This window comes from Chitinophaga sp. W2I13 (genome assembly GCF_050434005.1).
GTDB lineage: Bacteria > Bacteroidota > Bacteroidia > Chitinophagales > Chitinophagaceae > Chitinophaga.
This window is the reverse complement of the sequence record NZ_JBNPWD010000001.1, coordinates 6,088,015-6,108,284: the sequence shown is the minus strand read 5'-3', so window position 1 is coordinate 6,108,284 and position 20,270 is coordinate 6,088,015. Positions and strand designations below refer to the sequence as shown.

The window sequence follows — 20,270 nt, the reverse complement described above, 5'->3', positions numbered from 1 at the left end:
ATCAGCCCGATTGAATCATGGTTCGGATACCTGCAGTAATGACTCCAAGGGGTTCCGGGTTTGTTGCCTGTTCCTTATTTGTTTGTCCAGCGCTGCTTTCACTTCTGCTACAGTAATACCGGTCATACAGCGACTTGAATATGGACAAGGGCTTTTCCAAATATAATCAATACAGGGAGCACAATGTAATTTTTTAAATAAATTTATATTATTGTCATATCCCCATACAACGGGGGTAGAGGATCCGTACAGACCAATACCCGGCGTATCAAATGCACTGCTGGCATGTAAAAAAGAAGAAACCACTCCAATAAAACTTGCAGAATATTTCAAAATTCCCAATGCCTGACGGAAAGTAGTATCCCCTCTCAGATCCACGGCGCCTTTAATAGACTGCTCCGATGGAAGTCCCAACTGTAAGAAGGTATACTCCGGAGAGGAAGCCACCAACTCTTCCCAGTATTCCAATGGCCACATCTGATTCGTGGAGGTGATAGACGTAACGTGAATGGCCACCGGGGTCCTGTAGGCCGACAGCTTTTGTTTGGCCCATTCCTCTTCCGCGCCTGTCAGGTATATCTGTACTTTATTCCTTTCCAGCTTTACGTTGAAGATCTCTTCGGCTATAATTTCCGTTGCATGTTTTTTAAAAAACAGGCTTGGAAGCATTTGGCCATAGTTCGGAATCAGAAAACGCGCCAGCTTGAAATAAGACAGAAAATAAGCCAGCATATTAGATCTGAAAGCATTTGATCTGACATCATCAATATAGGGGTTGTTTTTGTAAACCTCCATATGTGATTTTGAGGTGCAATAAATAATAACCTTGCAGGTCGGGTCCTTTTTTTTCAGGGCTTCAAAGGAAGGTGTAGTTAACAACACATCTCCTAAACCTCCCCAGGAGATTACGCGGATTATTTTTCTCTTCATATTGAACATTAATAAATAGAAATGAGTAACCAGAATATCTTCAGTCAGTAATCATCCATTCCAACTCACGGACAGCACTGGCCCAATTACATTTCTCCTTATGCAGAAATTTCAGCAGCGTGTAATCCCTGTCCGGATGCCGCTTCAGCATCTCTTCATTCAGTTTTTCTTCAATCAGTACTGCATCATGCTGAATATGGATGATTCTTTCCAATATTTCCTCCTTTGTTTTCATACTTGGCATTTTATAGTGAAAAATGATGATCAGGACCGATGCTGTATTTCTCCCATTGCATCAGTAACATCTGACCAACTGGCAACATTACGATAGCCTGCGGGCGGCTCAAAGTATCCGGCACTAATACCTTTCTGGATCATACGGGAAAACCATTGCAGATCAGCCTTCGGGAAATAAATACCGAATGTGGCCAACATATCAACAGACCTGTTATTATTGTAGATGATCTGTCGCGGCGTTTGAAGATATCGCTGAATCCAGGTATCCATAAGATCAATATCTCTTTTCGAGCCGGCGGGGCCTTCATAATTGTTTATTTTCTCCTTGAAAGCAGACGTATCAACTACGTCGATGACATAACCCATCTGCCGAAGCAATTGTACAACCGCTGTAAATGGCAGGCATTGAGGATTCTCCATGTGTACACAACGTATATCCGCATGGATCTTCTCAAGACAAAATGCGGCAATTCCCTGTGCAACAATATCTACGTAGGAAAAAGACAGCTGCTCCTGATAGGTATCCGGAATATGTCGCAGCAAAAGCATCCCTTTTAACACCTGGAAAATACGGTTATCTCCAACGTTCTTCTGGAATTTACCTGTTGCAGAGTCTGCCGCAATATGACTCACCCTATATATCCGACCCTGCCCTCCTGTATTGATAAACTCCCGGATAAGTTGCTCTGCCTCAAACTTGGTTTTTTCGTAGTTGGAGATAAAAATCTGCCCGTAATCGAAATCATCCTCGCTAAACTTCCTTTTTATGCTATCGCCAGGCATACCACTTACTGCCAATGTAGAAACGAAATGTATTTTCATCCCTTTACCGGCAGTGGCTAATTCAATTACATTGCGGGTACCTGTGATATTGGTTTGGGCCAGCAATGCATAATCACGCAGGAGGTTTACATCTGCACCGGTATGTAATATAACATCTGTTTCATCCGCCAACAGCTGATAATCTTCAGCACACAAGCCAAAGTGGCTTTCAGACAGATCCCCGTTTATAACGCGCACTACCTTATCCCAGTTAACGGGCACATTTTGAAAGTAATGCTCGTAACAATGTTTCAATCTCTTAGCTGCTGCATCCCGTCCCCCGCTCCTGACCAGGCAATTGATTATCCTGGCTCCCTGTGTTATCAGCTGATGCAGCAGATGAATGCCCAGAAATCCAGTAGCGCCGGTAAGAAAGATATTCGCTGGCTTTGCTGCAGCTATTGCGGAATGTAACTGGTATAACGGTTGACCTACAGAGGGCATATTGCTTTTCATAAAAGGCAGGACCGTTTCATCAAATGAGCAATTTCTTTCCCGCAGTGCATTTTTTAATATCTCAAAGAAACGTCCGGCAACAGCGCTTGCTTTCGCTCCGGAACACCACTGAAGATCATACTGCATGTCTGCCACCATCCGGTTACCAATAAACCGTGTAGTAAATGATATCTTATACTCCTGCTGGGCACTCATGCTTCGTGGCGATCCGGGATTGAAGCATGCGGGAACCAGCGTAATTTTTCCGTTTCCAAATGTTTCCGGAAAATATCCCAGGTAGTTAAATTTAACATCAGGTGGTCGTTCCCTGTTCTTTCTATTTATAAGCGGTGGCAGCAGGTTAATATTATTGGCTGCAGCTGCTTTCTCATGAATCAGGCGTGAACAATATCCGACGGATAGTTTTGCTGCTTCCAGATGTACCGGCCAGGTAGTAGCCCACCAGGCAACAGACCTGCTAAGGTCAGGAAGATGATTATACCTGGGCCTTCCGTGATACTCTGTATCTACCGTAAGTGCCGGCAGGGAATATTCATCCAGCAACGCGCTGGAAAAAGAATACATCAGCAAACCACTTAGCAAAGATGGCGTCCCCTGCAAGTCCACAAATCTGAGGGCGGCAGATATTTCTTCGGGAATGGTGATACATAACACTTCCAGGGCATGCTGTCCGTCGGTTTCCGGCACCTGCTCGGGTAGTCTGTGTATACGTTGGGGCACGCTACCATTCAATAACGCTTTACTTTCCTCCGCCCCTGCTTCTATCTCGTTAAAAAATCTGCCGAGTGAATCCTCCGGCACTATGGTGGGATGATTACCAGATAAAAAATGCTCGTAATAGTCAAATAATTCACCAATAATGATATGCCACGATACTACATCAATGATCAGATGATGCCCAAGAAAATAAATATAATCGTTACCCTTATTATCGATAAATAGATGAACGGAGAACAACAACCGGTCTGCAGATATCTCTTTTAAAAGATGCGCCGCCACCTCCTGGATTTGTACTACTACTGGTTTTTCACTGTCCAGCACTGTCGTTTGCAAATGTATACCGGTGGTTGACTTTTTCTCCATACTGAAATGTCCTCTTATCTCCTGGAAATACATACCGAGTTGCGGATGCCCTTCCAACAAACATTTGAGTGCCAGAGCCAATTCACGAATGCTGATTTTTTCCGTCGCCTGCAATAGTATACTTTGACAGTAGTTGGCGATATCAAAGCCTTTCTGCTCAAGGAGCCGATGTTGCGAAATGGTCCATTGCTGCACCTTTTTCACCGGCTGCGATGACACCTTGTAGTTACGCTCTTTTTCCGGTGCCAGATCCAGGAATTTTCCAAACTCCGGAAAATTATTGATGTCAGATATACTCACCTTATATCCAAAGCGTTGCAGCCTTCCAATAAATTGTATAGCCCGGAGCGAGTCCCCTCCCGTTTTAAAAAAGTTATCAGCCGGCGATACCATCGTACTTCCCAGCACTTTCATCCATGTTTTACTAACGAGCCCCCGCCAGGAAATTTCATGTAATTTCGTCCCACCAGATTCCCTGGCTTTCGCATCCTTTCGGAACGATGCTTTCAACGCAGGCAGGTCCAGCTTTCCATTGGCGTTGTAGGGAGTGACAGTATAAAAGTTAAAAACAGTGGGTACTTTGTATTTCGGAAGGCGTTCCTGAAGCCATATTCTTAACTCTTCTGTATCAAGGGTCGCGTCTTTTCTGAGCTTGATGTATACTTCTATTACCGGATGACCTAAATGCATAGAAGTATCTGCGGCAACGGCGGCTACTTCAGGCCGGGCATAAATGGCCAGCTCTATCTCGCCCAATTCTATCCGATGCCCCATTACCTTTACCTGACGATCTGTTCTGTAAAGAAATTCATAATTGCCGTCACTCAGTTGCCTGCAAACATCGCCCGTTCTGTAGCACCGCACTTTCCGGCCGGCAAATTCCCTGACAAGGAATTTCCGTTCATTTTCTGCCTCATTATGCAGATATCCAACACTAATACCCGGCCCTCCGATATAGAGTTCTCCGGTGTCGCCCTCTTTGTTTTCCAGAAAGCAGATCCCCTCTCCGAGAGGTGTACCCATTGGCACAGAGCCGGTTTTAGCAGTAATTGCGCTGTCGTGATCGATGTGAAAAGCCAATGCACCAACCGTAGCTTCTGTTGGCCCGTAGTGATTGAAAAGCTTTGTACATAATTTTGCGGAAACAATGGCGTCTACCACATCCCAGCCCAGCTTTTCACCTCCCAGGATAATGCAATCAAGCGGCGTTGTATAGGGTGCAATATTATTGCCGATAAGAGAAATCAAATGGGAAGGCGTAATCTTCAGCAGGGATACCTTCTCCTCTTCCATTATACGATTGAAGCATGCAGGATCCGTTGCTTCTGTTTTATTGATCACGCGCAAGGTGCCGCCAGCTACCAACGCTATCAGCAGGTTAGTAAGCCCTAAGTCTGCCGCCATAGTAGATACATGCGCCGCCACTACATGGTCAGGACTACCAATCCGCTGATAAATGGCATATGCATAATGCAGTACACTGCTATGTAATATCTGCACGGCTTTAGGTTTACCAGTGGTACCACTGGTAAGCAGGATGTAGCAGAGGTCCGGAAAACCAGAGACATCGGGAGTATCATACACCGCAGCGGATAACCTGGCAGCGCAAAGCTGGGAAAGCTCCAGCAAAGGTATATCGTGCGCCGCGGTAACAGCTGGTTGTCTGGTTTTATCGAGTACCAGGGCGCCTGCCTCTACTTCCTTTATCTTGGCGATGTTAACGTGTTCACCATCCTCTTCATCGAGCATAACAGGGATGCACCCACCGAGTAATATCCCCCAAAAGCTGACAATGGTTTCCACATCCTTTCTGCCAATACACACCACCCTGTTTCCCACAGCCACCTGCTGCTCCTTCAGTGATGCCGCAAGCTGTTGGGCAAATTGCAACGTTTGCCTGTAGGTGAGTGAACACCCGGAGTCTTTTATGGCCACTCTGTCAGGAAATTCCCTGCAGATGCTTAGAAAGAGTGACGTTAAATTTATATGAGGAATGTACATTTGGAGACGGAATAAGTGACCTAACTAATTACAATCTGAAAACTTATTACAAAAGATCCACTGCAGGCCACGCACTTATGGATAAGCCTGACGGGTAGGCCTGATAGAAATAATATCCAGGTTTACATTGCCCGGTAAGCCCACCAGAAAGCTGATAATGCCTGCAATATCAGCAGCCTGCAAAACAGGTCCGATCTCACTGGCATATCGCCCGAACCATTCCGGATCATAACCAGCAGTTTCCTGGAAGGAAGTGGCAATCATACCAGGTTCAATCAGTGTTACACGGATACCCTTTGGCCCAAGCTCCCGCTGCAAAGCGGTGGTAAGCCCTCTGGCCGCGAATTTTGTGGCGCCATATACTGAGTTGAAAGGGGAAACATTTCTTCCTATGTTCGATCCTAACACAATAATATCCAATGGATGCGTGATCGGATTTCGTTCGGCGGCGATATGTGCGGTCATAATCTCACCGGCACATTTCAACTGACGCATCAGTCCATTAAAATTGGTATTTATAATATCATTCCACTCGTTTTCATCCGAGTTCATCACCGTTCCTGGAAGTCCCCGGCCTGCACTGGCTATAAAAATATCGGGTAAAACATTCCAGGTGTAAAGACATTTCTCGCAGCACTGATCCATCACCCACTTGTCTGATACATCACCGGAAACCCATATGGCGCTCCCCGCGGCAAACTCATTAATCTCCTTGCAGAGCGCCTCCAGTTTATCTGTATTTCTGGCATTGAGTACCACCTTCACGCCTTTACGACTCAGCTCCAGGGCAGTAGCTTTGCCAACGCCTGAACTCGCGCCGGTTATAATTGCTATGCGATTATTCATTAAGAAATTTTTTAACAGCGTATGGAAATAATAAAAAGACCCGTACTCCAAAAATCATCGGCCCAGAGAATGTTCCGTTACCGTTTCCGGCCATAACTTTCCATAATCCATCCTGAATAATTTATCGGCACAGTCGTAATATTTATCATCGTGTGTAATGGCAATAACGGTGTAACCTTCTTTCTTCAGGATGGGAATAATTTCGATATAAAATTTCTTTCTAAAATAAGGATCCTGGTCTGCCGCCCACTCATCCATCACAAGAATTGGCTTCTCCTCCATTAATGCAACAATGAGTGCCAGCCGTTTCCGCTGTCCGGTGGAAAGGTCTGTAGTAGACAACTTTCTGCCTGTCAGCGTTACTTTCCCCTCTAATTCAAATAATTTCAGATAATATGCCCATCTCTCCAGATTAAAATTATTAATACCATACAGTTCACTGAATAAATAAAAGTCGCTGAATACAACACAGAATAATCCCCGGTAAGATGCGTGGCAGGACGCTTCCACGATTGTTCTGTTCAACAATACTTCTCCAGCAGAATGCGGATATAACCCCAGCAGCGCGTTGATAAGTGTAGATTTCCCACTGCCGTTACTGCCGTAAATAAAAATGATATCCCCCTTGCATACTTCCAGGTTAATAGGTCCAAGCGCAAAAAACCGGTTATGGCCGCCGTAACGAAACTCAAGGTTCCTGATTTCAATCGTGTTGAACTCCTCTTTGCTGAAGATGCCTAAATTATCAGGTGCACGTTGTTCCACATTTTCCAGATCGTGTTTGAGCGCAGTAAGATGCCTGGCCGCAACGCCCGCACGGGCAATACCCGGCAGAAGTACCATAATTGTTTCCAGCGCCCCCAGCAGGTAAAACAGCGTAAACACAAAACTTACTATATCAGCAGGATTTATTTTCAGGATCAGGCTAAAAAAAAGCAATACCGAGGCTATCAGGATATAAAAAAGTACCTGACCCGTCATCTGATTATTGATATAACCAGAGAAAGCTTTCATATTGCTATCGTATGACTCCTGGGCAACAGGAATCACATTCTGATGGTATATATCATTGCCTTTCTCCGGCTCTACAAATATTTCCTTAAACCCGTAAAGAATTGAATTTACATTCTGCTCAAACTTGTTTTCCAGCTCCCTTGACCTGTTGAACTGTTTGATATTCTTCTTCGAGCTAAAATGATATCCTGTAATACCGATCCCTGCTACAGCCAGTGTAATCAGAAAGAGAATCAGCGAAATGGATGACAGGTACACAAAGCAGGAAATAGCCAGAATGAAGGCAGAAAAGAATCCAATAATATTGAGTGATGCATCCGTAAGTACCTGGACATCTCCCAAAATCGCTGTCTGAATTTCTGATTTTCGTTGAATGATCTGCTGATAACCGGCTTTGAGTGCCTGCGTAAATATGTCCTTACGCAACTTCCAGAAAACCGACTGGGCCAGTTTTATAATTCCCAGTGACAAGGTCCTTCTGATCAGGACATACACGATAATGACGCCAGCAAATATGGCAACGTAGCTGGTACGGGACTCCCCAAAGTCACCGGTAATCAATCTGGAGATCACTTTCGTAATGAAGTTGATAAACAAAAAGTTGAACAATCCGGAAAGTATCCCACAAATGACATATTTGATAAGCCGCATTTTGCCGATTAAAGGCAAAACTATTTCAAGTAACTTTTTCATTCTTTTGTTTAAAAGATCCACGTCTGGTGACTATATAATATTACCCTTTCAATGCTTCCTGCAATGCAGGCTCCTGGCTATATTGATACAAAATTTCTTTCTCTCCATATAACCGCTCTGCCATTATATCCCTTTTTTTGCATTCCTCTATTAACAGGTTGGATTGTACAATGGGATTAGATGCAGCCGTATACCTTACCGTACTAATAAACTCCAGCCAGGGCTCCATGCCCATCGCATACACATACACCTCTTTGGGATGGAAGGTGTTCACCAGGTGAATACCTTTCTTAAAATCAGATCCGGACAAGCGCCTTGACTGATCTTTGTCGCGAGGCAGCTCCTCCGGCATCAACGGACCATATAACCAGGAAAGCGGGGCCCCATCACATTCCATACCCAGAAAAATGACATCCGCATCTCCTATCATCCGGTGAATATGCTCGTACAGCCTCGCTTCCAACACCCTGGAGTCGGCAACGAACAGGAAAGTGAAATCGTTGACCGCAACATGATAACAGGTTTTGGCCTGTATGTTCAGGTCACTATGTTCACCGGTAAAAGGTACACCTGTGATCACACAATCCTTAAACCGGATAGCTTCCATATCATCGATTTCAATGACATTCTTAAATCCTGCTTCATTGAATACCAGCTTCAAGTTGGGATCTTGCAAGGCTCCTGCAGTAGTTCTTGGTACGATGATATTTTTTATTCTATATCGTAAAGACAGTAACGTTTCAAATAAAATATGATCCTGATGATTGTGCGTTATCAATACATAGTCAATTTCATCCGGGATATCCACGTCAGAAAAGTGAGAAACACTGGATTCATAACCGTAATAGCTGATCAGAGGATCTACTAAAATACTGATGCCCTGCGTTTCAATCAAAATGCAGGCATGCCCGAAATAGCGCATTCGTACAGCGGGACCTTCATATTTACTATAAGCGGGATACGTCTGTTTCGTGAAAAAAGAATCAAACAGCACCCTGTCAGCCTCCTGCACGCCAAGCAACGCCGCTATCTCATTTATGGAGCCAGGGGTTCTTTTCATCTTACTTAGTACATCTATTCCCGGATGATCGAAAGAAATATTCAGGTGCAGTATTTCCGGGCTATCAAGGCGGGGGGTACTTAAACAAAACGGGCGCTCGTCATTTTCCGTGACCCACAACGCCACGCTCTGCGATTTTTTATTATAAAACTCACTCTTGTACAGCAATGGTTCAAAGAAGCGGAAAGATGGCCTGTTATTCAGATCATAATTCAATTCCACATAGCCTCTCAATATCTCCGGCACTTTCTCATAAAGGCTTTCCAGGGAAAATCCGCTGGCCTCTTTTTCAAGGATAGCATTCAATTCCTTAATCGCCTCTGCCATCCTGATCAATGATGACTGACTGGTTATCGTTTCTTCTTTTAACTTCCTGATCTCCTCTACTTTGGGTGTTCCATAATCCATAAACGGTCCTCCCAGCATTTTGGGATTAAGTACTGCAGCAGCATGTATCTGCGGAGCCTGTATATAGGAATTCATAATCTTCAGATGTCTGCCCACCACATTCATGGCCGCCGTGGCCGGAGATATCAGATGAGACCAGGCATACCATCTTCCTATGAGTGGCTCAAATACAACATTCGGTTTGAGGTAATACAACTCTTCTTTCATAACAGCTTATTAATATGATTAATAATTTTAGATACCCTTGATAACCATCTTTCGCTTGATGCTTCTGAGTGGCTGGTGTTGGTCATATACGATATCACAAAGAAAGGAATGGAACATCGCTTTGACTTCTTTACGCAGCGCCGGATCAAATACAGCCGGATCAAAGATCAGCTGTACCCTTGAGCAGTTTCTGAACTCGTTAATATTAATGCCGAATGTAGACTGCATTTCCACCGTATCTTCCGTGTCGTTCAACTCTGACTTATCTATCCTGGCATCCTGATCTTTCAGATACTCGTAGTTATGGTAATTAAAGAATACATGCGGATTGATAAAGGAAGCAGAAGGCGTTACGTCCGGCAGTTCGTCTATCAGCTTTCTGAAAGGATATAAACTATTATTCAGATCTTCCAGGAACTGCTGCTGCACATTACGGACATGGTCAATGAGTGACCTGTTCATGTCTACAAACGTCCTGACAAATATTACGTTTACAAAATAGCCTATCAGCGTGGTGATATCCAGCTCCTTGAAATGATTGGAATTCCTTGAAGAAAGCGGTGTAACAAAAGTTACATCCTCCTGCCCGGTAAGCTGCCGGAGTAATAAAAGTAAGTGCTCCCATCATGATGCCGGCACGTGTGAGGTTATTCTTTGCCGCGAACTTACCGATATCATCATACAGCTGCCCTTCCACAGTTAGTGTGGTGCGGATATCCACCCCTGTTGTTGCCCGTGTCCCGGTATTCATCAGCGACGGTGATAGCCTCAGATCCGGATTAAACCCTGCCAGCTTTTTCATCCAGTAATTCCGTTGCCGGTATCCTTCTGCCGAATCAACAAAGCGCTTCTGCCACCTGGTAAAATCCTGGTATTGTAAAGTCAATGGCGGCAATGCCATCACTTCTTTCTTCAACGCCTGCTCGTATAATGAGCTAAGTTCTTTCAGCAAAATACCGTCGGAATATCCATCTGTGATAACATGATGCAGTGTAATCACTACCAGGAAGCTACCTGTAGTTAGCTGGTATAATTGCACCCCAAAAAGCGGCGGCTTGCGTAAATCAAATTTTTGATAATGTGCTTTATCAATAATATCATCTTTTTCACGATCATCCGTCAGTTTTATAACATCCGGCAATTGATAATGCAGGTCTTCTGCTGGCACAATCCATTGTTTAATTTTTCCGTTGATGGGAAGAAACCCTGTCCTGAGTATTTCATGACGCTCCGTAAGCTTTATCATCGCCTCGTGGAAAGCAGGTATATCAAGGGTAGGCGTTTCGTAGCATGAAACTACTACCTCCACCTTTACCGTCCATTCGGAGAAGAAGAAGAGCTGATTATAGGACGCGTCTATCAATGTCCCCCCGGAGACTGCCGTAGTTGATGTATCCTGACTTAATGGAATGTTTGGTCTGTCGACAGACAGCTGATTGATCAGCAGGTCGAGATGATCACGGTAGCTTTTCAGCAACCTGTTCATCGTATCGGCAGTATATTGCTGCTCACTGTACCTGACAGACATCTGCAAACATCCTTCTACCACCATACCGCTTACCTCCAGCAACACACCCCGCTCTCTGTCAACGGGCGTTTCTTCTCCGTGATAGTCACCCGAAAAAGTAAACAACGAGGTACCATCAGCCGCGTCTACACCTGATCCGAAGTCCCCCAGGTAATTGAAAGTAATCTCCGGTTCAAGCGTATATGGCCGCCCCCCCATATAACGTAGTACTCCATAACCAATCCCCTTCCCGGGTACACGATGCAGTACTTCCTTGACTGAAATCAGTTGACGAACCGGGTCTGCATGATATTGCATATCGAATATCACCGGATAGATAGTGGTAAACCACCCTACCGTACGGGTCACATCCACATCGCCCCCAATCTGTTCCCGACCATGCCCTTCCATGCGCACCGCCACCTCCGTGGCGGCAAAAACCTCATGCACCGCCAGGCTCAGGGCAGTCAGGAGAATATCGTTGATCTCTGTGCTATAGGTTTTATAACAGCGGGTTAACAAGCGTGTAGTCGTATCCGTAGGTAGTACAAAGGAACAGGAAGCAATATCCTTTACCTGGTTGCTACCAGTCACATGGTCTACCGGAAGCCCCTTTACCTGCCTGGATGCAATCGCAGACCAGTAAGCTTCTTCTGCCTGCAGCGTTTCACTCACTGCAAATTCCTCCAGCTGTTGTTGCCAGTAATGGAAAGCATCTGTTTTCTGAGGCAGATCTGCATTAACCCCACTGATATATTGCTGATAAAGCGAAGATAGATCCTCGAATATAATACGCCATGATACCCCATCTATCACCAGGTGATGAGCTATCAGCAACAACCGGTCTTTAGCTCCTCCCTGGAACAATGCTACCCGGAACAGCGGGCCTTCTTCAAGGCTCACTCCGGATTGAAGCCGGTTGCAATCGGCCGCAAAGTCAGCATCATTTGTCCACTCATGCACTTCCAGTATATAGCCCTGCTGGCTACCCCTGTTTTCCTGCACCCATCCTGCTGCTGTATGCCGGTAAACCATCCTTAAGGCATCATGATGCAACAGGATACGGTCCAGTGCCGCTTTCAACCCTGGCACGGATAACCGACCGCTGCTTTCCAGCAATACAGACTGATTATAATGATGCAGCGCAGATCCGGAGGATTCGAAGAACCATTGTTGTATCGGACTCAGAGAAATCTCACCGGTAATGATATCCTGTGAGGCCTGACGGGTAAGGGCTTTCACACAGCCCGACAACTCCGCAATAACCGGGTGTTGCATTACATCCTGGATGTTCAGCGAATAACCTCGTTGTTTCAGGCGGGCTACAATCTGGATAGACTTGATAGAATCTCCTCCCAGCATAAAGAAATCGTCATAAATGCCGATACCCTCTTTTTTAAGCACCTCGCTGAATACAGCAATCAGCTGTAACTCTGTTTCATTACGGCCCGCTGCGTAGATAACATTTGCCGGCCGGGCCATATCTTCAGGAGAGGGCAGTGCCTTCCTGTCTGTTTTTCCATTCACCGTTACCGGGAATTCCGGCAGGGAAATAAAATGATGCGGGATCATATACACGGGTAAATGCGCCCCCAGATAAGCACGGATAGCCTGCTCATCATGAGCACCTCCGGCAATATAGGCCACCAGTTCAGGCGGTCCTTCTTTACCCTGCCAAAGCAACACCACTGCGCCAGTCACACTATCATGCCCTTGCAGCACATGTTCTATTTCACCCGTTTCTATCCGGTAACCACGGATCTTCACCTGTGCATCCAGGCGGCCACTGAATTCAATGTTGCCATCTGGCAACCAGCGCCCTACATCACCGGTCCGGTATAAACGCTGCCCTTCATCAAAAGGATGCGGAATAAACCGTTCTGCTGTCAGCTCCTCCCGGTTTAAATAACCTTGTGCCAAACCTGCTCCTCCAATACAAATTTCTCCCCATACACCTATGGGCATCAATGCACGATCCCTTCCCAGAATATATAACTGCGTGTTCGCAATCGGTTTTCCTATAGGAACACTATTGTAGGGAATTTCGTCACCTTTTTCCACGCGGAATACCGTAGCGCATATGCTGGATTCCGCCGGACCATAGGCGTTAAAATAAGTACCATATTCCAGGAATGCCAGCGCATCACCTTTGATAGCTGCCTCTCCGGCGGTAATCAGCTTACGGAGACCGGCAATACCAGGTAAATTCAACAGTTTCAGATAAGCAGGTGGAATGGTAGCGATGTTAATGGCATTATCAGTGATATAAGCTTCCAACAGTGCAGGATTCCGCTTACTGTCTTCATCAATAATATACAGGGCGCCACCCGTCAGGATGATAATAAAAATCTCAGATACAGATGCGTCAAAGGAAGGAGAAGCAAATTGCAATCCTCTTTCATTATCCTGTATATCGAAAGCAACCTGCTGCGAAAGAATCGTATTCACAATTGCATGATGTTCGATAACAACACCTTTGGGCGTACCGGTAGAACCGGAGGTATAAATTACATAGGCCGCCTGGTTTGCGCTGACCAGCGGTAAGCTGCCAACCAGAGGCTGGGCCATGGTGTCCAGTTGCAGGTCGATGGCGATAATCGCGCCACCGTAATAATCCAGGTTGAAGATATGATCCGTTTCGGTAATCAACACGGGTACAGCGGCATCGCTGATAAGGAAAGATTTCCTTGCCTGCGGATACTCCGGATCAATCGGTACAAAGCAGCAACCTGCCTTCAGGATACCCAGGATGGTGATAATCATTTTTTCCGACCGGTTCAGCATCATCCCAATACGATCCCCAGGTTTCAGTGCATACTGTTGTTGCAGATAACCTGCCAGCCGGTCGGATTGCTCATCCAACTCCCGGTAACTGAGCTGCTTATCCATAAATATAACAGATGCGGCATCCGGAATGCGAACGGCCTGATCGCGGAAAAGACTTACCAGCGTACTTTCTGCAGGATACCTTACAGTAGTATTGTTAAACGTTTTTAATAATAACTGCTGCTCCTCTTTCCCGATATAATCGAGTGTCCCTACTGTTGCTTCGGGGTTTTCAAGCATACTATCTACAATCGCCATCAAATGAGATTTCATTCGATCTATCTGGTTGCTATCGTATATCGTGGTGTTGTAATCGAACTTAATTTCAATATTCAGGTGGGAAGAAATCGTTAACATAAGATCATAGTTGGTTCGTCCAAACGCACCACCTGATAATACAGACAAACCCTTGAGGCTATCCACATTCTGACCTATCGACTCTACTACCGGAAAGTTTTCAAATACCAGCATATGATCCATCAGATTCCTTCCCAGGCTGCTGGCAGCCTGTATTTCCGCCAACTGCATATAGTGATGATCGGAACCGTCAATCCACATCTGCTGTACTTCTTTGAGTAAAGTCCGGATGCCGGATGCCTTTTCAGGACGTATACGTACCGGTATCGCATTGCTGAACAAACCAATCATTTCTTCCATTCCTTCCAGGTGCGCCGGACGCCCTGAAACAACCGTACCAAATACCACATCATCTGTATCGTTATACTTGCTTAATAAAATTCCCCAAACCACCTGCACAAAGGCGCTCTCCGTAATTCCTATCGTAGTACACAATTTCCGGATAGCTTCCCTTCTGCTGCCATCCAAAATCAAAAGCTGGTGTTGATTTCCTCCTTCGGGATGGAGAAATGGCGTCTTCGGCAGTGTACTGAGCGTATCATACCCCGACAAATAATTACGCCAGTAATCCAAGGTCTTCTCCCGGCTCAGGTTTTCTATCCACTTTATATATCCGGAGTAAGGATATACTCTGCCCAGCTCCGGCGCCACACCGGTTTTTAACCCTTCGTATATCTGGAAAAATTCTTTTACCAAAATACTCACACACCAGCCATCCATGATGATATGGTGATGGCTCCATACAAACTCATACATCTCTTCTCCCATATCAATTACCGTCAACCGCATCTGTGAGCCTTTATGAAGATCAAAACCCCGAAGGCGATCCTGCTCCCTGAATGCTTCCACAAAGCTTTCACCATCTCCTGCCGGTTCCAGAACGGAAAACCCTTCGCTTACTGATCGGGATACCACCTGTAACAGGCGCTCTCCAAAACGTTGCGTAAAATAGGTTCTCATCACCGCATGACGGGATACAAGCGTATAATAGCTTTGCTTTAATATCGCGATATCCAGCTTACCCTTCAGCCGGTAACTCATCTGTTCAAAATACATAGGGGAACCGGGAGTGGCCAGCCAGTGGTAATACAATCCTTCCTGGAAAGGACTCAGTGTATATACATCCTCCAGCATGGTTTCCCTTTGCAGTTCCATCACCTGCTCTACCTCCAGTTCCTTATAGGTAAGATCAACCGGCGTAAGCGTTGTTACGGTTGCTGCCGACAATTTATCCGTCAACACTTCGAGATGTTGTCTGAATGCAGTTGCCAGTCTGTCTATAGTAGCATGATTAAATTGTTCCCGGCTATAATCAATAGATAGCTTCATTCTTTCATCTGCTATCATGCCGGATACATCCAGCAGCAGATCACGCTCCATGTCCGCAGGTATTTCAACACCGCGGTAAACACCTGAGAAAGTAAAAGCTGAAACGGTTTGTTCTTTATTTAGCACAGCCCCGAAATCGCCCAGATAGTTAAAACCAATCTGTGGCTGTAATTTATATCCCTGTTCTGTCATATAACGCAACACCCCATAACCAATTCCTTTTGACGGTATACGGTGCAACTTTTCTTTCACCGCAATCAGCTGACGCACCGGATCTTTGTGGTACCGCATATTAAAGACCACAGGATACATGGTTGTAAACCAGCCAATAGTACGCGTTACATTTACCTCGTTGCCGATGTCTTCTCTGCCATGACCTTCCAGCCGCACCATAACATCATCTGTTTCAAACACTTCCTGTACAGCAAGGCTCAGCGCGGTCAACAGGATATCATTCATCTCCGCGCCATAGGCTTTATAACAGCTCACCTGCAAACGGCTCGTCATATCCTTGTCCAGCACAAAAGCGCAGGTGTCAATATCTTTTATTTGATTACTGCCCCCCATATTATCCAGCGGTAATGCTGCTACCGCTACCCCTTCAATAGCATCCCAGTAAGACTGCTCTGACTTCAACACACTGCTCTTCGCATATTCCTCCAACTGTTGCTGCCAGTATTGGAAACTATCTGTTTTAGCTGGAAGGTTTAGTCCATCGCCTGATTGGTACTGTTCATATAGTACCGTAAGATCCTCGAATAAAATACGCCATGACACAGCGTCTATCACCAGGTGATGAGCGACCAGTAACAACCGGTCTTTCCCAGTACCACGAAATAACCCCACCCGGAACAGCGGTCCCTTATCCAGGTCTGCACTGCGCTGAATACGATCACAACACGCGGCAAAAGAGACATCATCTGTCCAGTCAATAATCTCCAGCAGGTATGGCTGTTCGCTACCTTTGTTCTCCTGCAGCCAGCCTGTGGCAGTGGAATGATATACCATCCGCAGCGCATCATGGTGAAGTAATATCTTATCCAGCGCTGCTTTCAGCGCGGGTACTGCTAAAGGCTCCCTGCTTTCCAGTAATACCGACTGATTATAATGATGCGGCGCTGCAACGGCCGTTTGAAAAAACCATTGTTGAACAGGACTGAGTGGAATGTGACCGGTGACCAGCTCCTGGCTGGCCTCACGACCCAATGTCCTGACGCAGAGAGACAGATCGGCGATCACCGGATGCTGCATCACATCCTGAATCCTGAGGATGAAACCCCGCTGCCTGAGACGGAATACGACCTGTATCGATTTGATTGAATCACCACCCAACATAAAGAAGTCGTCCTGCACACCAATCCCCTGCTTTCTCAGCACTTCTTCATAGATAGCAATCAGCTGTGCTTCTACTTCATTGCGCGCAGCGATATACTCACTTCCGGCTACCGTATTAGTCACTCCCGGAGCAGGCAAGGCTTTACGATCGGCCTTACCGTTAGTCGTCAACGGAATTTCCGGTATCGAAATAAATTGATGCGGGATCATGTAACCCGGCAGTTGTGTGAGCAGGTAAGCGCGTATCTGCGGAATGTCGTGAGACTCTCCTGCCAGGTAGGCTACCAGTTCGTTTTCTCCATCCTCACCTGGCCATACTTTGACCACTGCCGCTGAAGTAAATCCTCCCTTTAACAGTGCATGTTCTATTTCTGCTGTTTCAATGCGGTAGCCACGTACCTTCACCTGCTCGTCCGTCCGGCCGGCATATGCTATTTCCCCGTTGGGCTGCCATCTGCCAGTATCTCCTGTTAAATAAAGACGTTCACCCTCCCGGTAAGGGTGAGAAATAAATTTCTCTTCTGTTAATTCTTTGCGGTTCAGATATCCTCTTGCCAACCCCGCACCCCCAATACATATTTCGCCATAAACACCCACCGGTACCAGCGACCGCTGACTATCAAGTATACATATTTCTGCTCCAGCGATCGGCCGCCCTATCAATATCTCCGTGTTCAACTCCAGTTCTTTCACCACACAGCCTACAGTAGCCTCCGTAGGGCCATACTCGTTATACACCTTCATTTCCGGGTTCAACGCTTTCAGCGTGGACACATCATCTGGCATCACTGCTTCGCCGCCCACAATTACACACAAAACACGGGAAGATTCCAACGATAATCCCTTCAGCAAACGTACATGTGAAGGGGTCAGCTTCATACAATCTATCCCGCTGTCTTTCCCGAAGCTATCACGCAGAATATCTGTCACCGGTTGTTCCTGTCCGTAAATATGTAAGGTAGATCCATTGATCAGCGGGCTGAAAATACTGGTGACTGTCAGGTCGAACGACAACGAAGTAAATAATGCGAAATTACCTTTCAGCCCATTGCCCAGGTAATGATGACGGGCCCACTGCACATAATGCGACAGGCTGCCATGCGTGATCTCGCAACCCTTCGGCATTCCGGTAGATCCTGAGGTATAAAGCACATAAGCCAGGTGGTTCGACTGGGGTCTTACCAATGGTCTTTCTATATCATAATTATTTGCTGTATCGATGAAGTCAGCAATGTCCTGTTCATCTATTACTCCTTTGCATTTGCTGTCATCCAGTATATAAGTAATCCTGTCTGCCGGATAGGCTGTATCTATTGGCAGGTACGCGGCACCAGACTTGAGAATAGCCCATATGGTGATAATAAGCCATTCGCTGCGCGGAAGTAATATGCCAATCAGGTCATCCGGTTGTATTGTATAACGCTTCAACAGATAAGCAGACAATTTATTCGCCTGCTGATCCAGTTCTTTATAGCTCAGATGCCTTCCGTTAAAAATCACAGCTGTCGCATCCGGACAATCAGCCACCATTTTCTCAAACAATGTAACGATGGTGGCAGCGGTGGCCTGAAAATCATCCGTTGCGTTAAAGTCCACCAATAGTTGCTTCTCTTCCCTTTTGTTTAATATGGTTAACTGTGCAACAGGCAGTGATGGGATGGAGACAATACCTTCGAGTACCTGTAAAAAATGATCAGATAATCGTTCTATTGTTTCTCTAAAAAAGATATCGCCATTATATTCCACACTCAACTTCATACCGCGCCCGGCAGGTTCAATATTGAATGTAAGGTCAAATTTGCTGATGACATGGTCATCATGATCATAGCCGCTCACAAGCAGGTCATCTAATCTACTTCCTGGTTTCAGATCATCTGTATTTTGAAAGGCCAGCATTACATCAAACAATGTATTTCGGCTCATATCCCGTTGCAGCTCCAGGTCTTCCACCAGTTTATCAAAAGGATAAACCTGATGCTGATACGCTTCCAATGTAATTGTTTTCACCAGCTGTAACAATTCTGTAAAACTATTGCCAGGGTTAAATCGTACACGTAAAGGCAGGGTATTCACATAAAAACCGATCTGATCTTTCAGATCAGCATGATCTCTGCCAGCAATAGGTGTACCAATGATGATATCTTCCTGTGAGGTATATTTATACAGAATAATATTCATAGCCGCCAGGAAGCCCATAAACAAAGTTGCTCCCTGTCCCTGACATAGCTGCGTCAAATCATCCACCACAGCAGGCGCTATCACTCTCTTCACAAGGCCGCCACTATATGTCCTTAAAGGTGGTCGTACGTTATCTACCGGTAATGCGATAACAGGCAGCTCTTTCTTGAGCTGGTTTTTCCAGTACAATCGGTGGCTGTTTGTGACACTGCTATTCAATAATGCCTGTTGCCAGGCAGCGTAATCTTTATATTGTATACGCAGTGGCGGCAATGCAGCAGGAATACCTTTAATGCCGGTATTGTATAGCTCCAGGATTTCCTTTAACAGCAGATCCATGGACCATCCATCACTAATAAGGTGATGCACGCTATAAACAAGTACCCATCTGCCATCACCCGTTTTTAACAACACTGCACGCATTAGCGGTCCTGTGGATAAATCAAACAGGTGAATACTTTCCTGTGCTACGATTTGCCTGATAGTATCATGTGGATCCGACGTATTACTCAGGTCTTTATAAATAATTCTAAATCCTGACTCTTCCGGAGAAAGTATGAATTGTCGGCCTTCTCCCGCTTCATTCATTTTAAAAATGGTTCTTAATATTTCATGCCGCTCAATTACGCGATCAAATGCGTCCGCTATGACATTAACATTAAGTTCACCATCAAAAACAAATACATTCGTGATATTATAAGCGGTATTAACGCCATCCATCTGTGCCAGCACCCACAAGCGTTTCTGGGATGATGACAATACATAGCTATCCTGCTGCCGCACCTGGGGAATGATCTCAAAATCCGGATTCGAAGCTCGTTCCTTCAAATATGCTATCAATTCCGGTTTCCGGCTTCTAATCTCCTGCAACAGCTGCTGAGGAATGCTATTTACATCAGCATGAATTCTGAGTTTATCTTGTTCCGCCAGCTCAACAACTATGTTGAGTTGCATTAGCCTGTCAATTAATTCGGTTATCAT

The 20,270-nt window shown here is 45.6% G+C and carries 7 protein-coding genes and 1 pseudogene; all 8 read right to left on the bottom strand.

The features are described from left to right. Positions 1-15 precede the first annotated feature (15 nt). On the bottom strand, positions 16-930 hold the full coding sequence (locus QFZ48_RS24915; RefSeq protein WP_429048568.1) for a glycosyltransferase family 9 protein: 915 nt from the start codon (positions 928-930) through the stop codon (positions 16-18). 40 nt (positions 931-970) lie between these two features. Then, positions 971-1,165, bottom strand: a complete 195-nt coding sequence (locus tag QFZ48_RS24910; RefSeq protein ID WP_429048570.1) for a hypothetical protein — start codon at positions 1,163-1,165, stop codon at positions 971-973. A 29-nt stretch (positions 1,166-1,194) separates the two neighbouring features. Beyond that, positions 1,195-5,529 carry an SDR family oxidoreductase gene (locus QFZ48_RS24905; RefSeq protein ID WP_429064229.1) on the bottom strand — a complete coding sequence of 1,445 codons (4,335 nt, stop codon included), beginning with the start codon at positions 5,527-5,529 and terminating at the stop codon, positions 1,195-1,197. 75 nt (positions 5,530-5,604) lie between these two features. Beyond that, a complete protein-coding gene (locus tag QFZ48_RS24900; protein WP_429048574.1) occupies positions 5,605-6,375 on the bottom strand; it encodes an SDR family NAD(P)-dependent oxidoreductase in 771 nt (256 codons plus the stop codon). A 54-nt stretch (positions 6,376-6,429) separates the two neighbouring features. Next, positions 6,430-8,082, bottom strand: coding sequence for a cyclic peptide export ABC transporter (locus QFZ48_RS24895; protein WP_429048575.1), 1,653 nt, complete (start codon positions 8,080-8,082; stop codon positions 6,430-6,432). Positions 8,083-8,122: 40 nt separating this feature from the next. Further along, positions 8,123-9,757, bottom strand: a complete 1,635-nt coding sequence (locus tag QFZ48_RS24890; protein WP_429064227.1) for an MBL fold metallo-hydrolase — start codon at positions 9,755-9,757, stop codon at positions 8,123-8,125. Between the two features lie 27 nt (positions 9,758-9,784). Next, a pseudogene (locus QFZ48_RS24885) lies at positions 9,785-10,309 on the bottom strand (condensation domain-containing protein); the annotation flags it as partial. Next, a complete protein-coding gene (locus QFZ48_RS24880) occupies positions 10,200-20,270 on the bottom strand; it encodes an amino acid adenylation domain-containing protein (protein ID WP_429064224.1) in 10,071 nt (3,356 codons plus the stop codon). The pseudogene QFZ48_RS24885 and the gene QFZ48_RS24880, both read right to left, overlap by 110 nt.

Excerpts from the sequence above, each read along its gene's own strand:
- QFZ48_RS24915 (WP_429048568.1), bottom strand. The coding sequence starts at position 930 with ATGAAGAGAAAAATAATCCGCGTAATCTCCTGGGGAGGTTTAGGAGAT.
- QFZ48_RS24910 (WP_429048570.1), bottom strand. The coding sequence starts at position 1,165 with ATGAAAACAAAGGAGGAAATATTGGAAAGAATCATCCATATTCAGCAT.
- QFZ48_RS24905 (WP_429064229.1), bottom strand. The coding sequence starts at position 5,529 with ATGTACATTCCTCATATAAATTTAACGTCACTCTTTCTAAGCATCTGC.
- QFZ48_RS24900 (WP_429048574.1), bottom strand. The coding sequence starts at position 6,375 with ATGAATAATCGCATAGCAATTATAACCGGCGCGAGTTCAGGCGTTGGC.
- QFZ48_RS24895 (WP_429048575.1), bottom strand. The coding sequence starts at position 8,082 with ATGAAAAAGTTACTTGAAATAGTTTTGCCTTTAATCGGCAAAATGCGG.
- QFZ48_RS24890 (WP_429064227.1), bottom strand. The coding sequence starts at position 9,757 with ATGAAAGAAGAGTTGTATTACCTCAAACCGAATGTTGTATTTGAGCCA.
- QFZ48_RS24880 (WP_429064224.1), bottom strand. The coding sequence starts at position 20,270 with ATGATAACCGAATTAATTGACAGGCTAATGCAACTCAACATAGTTGTT.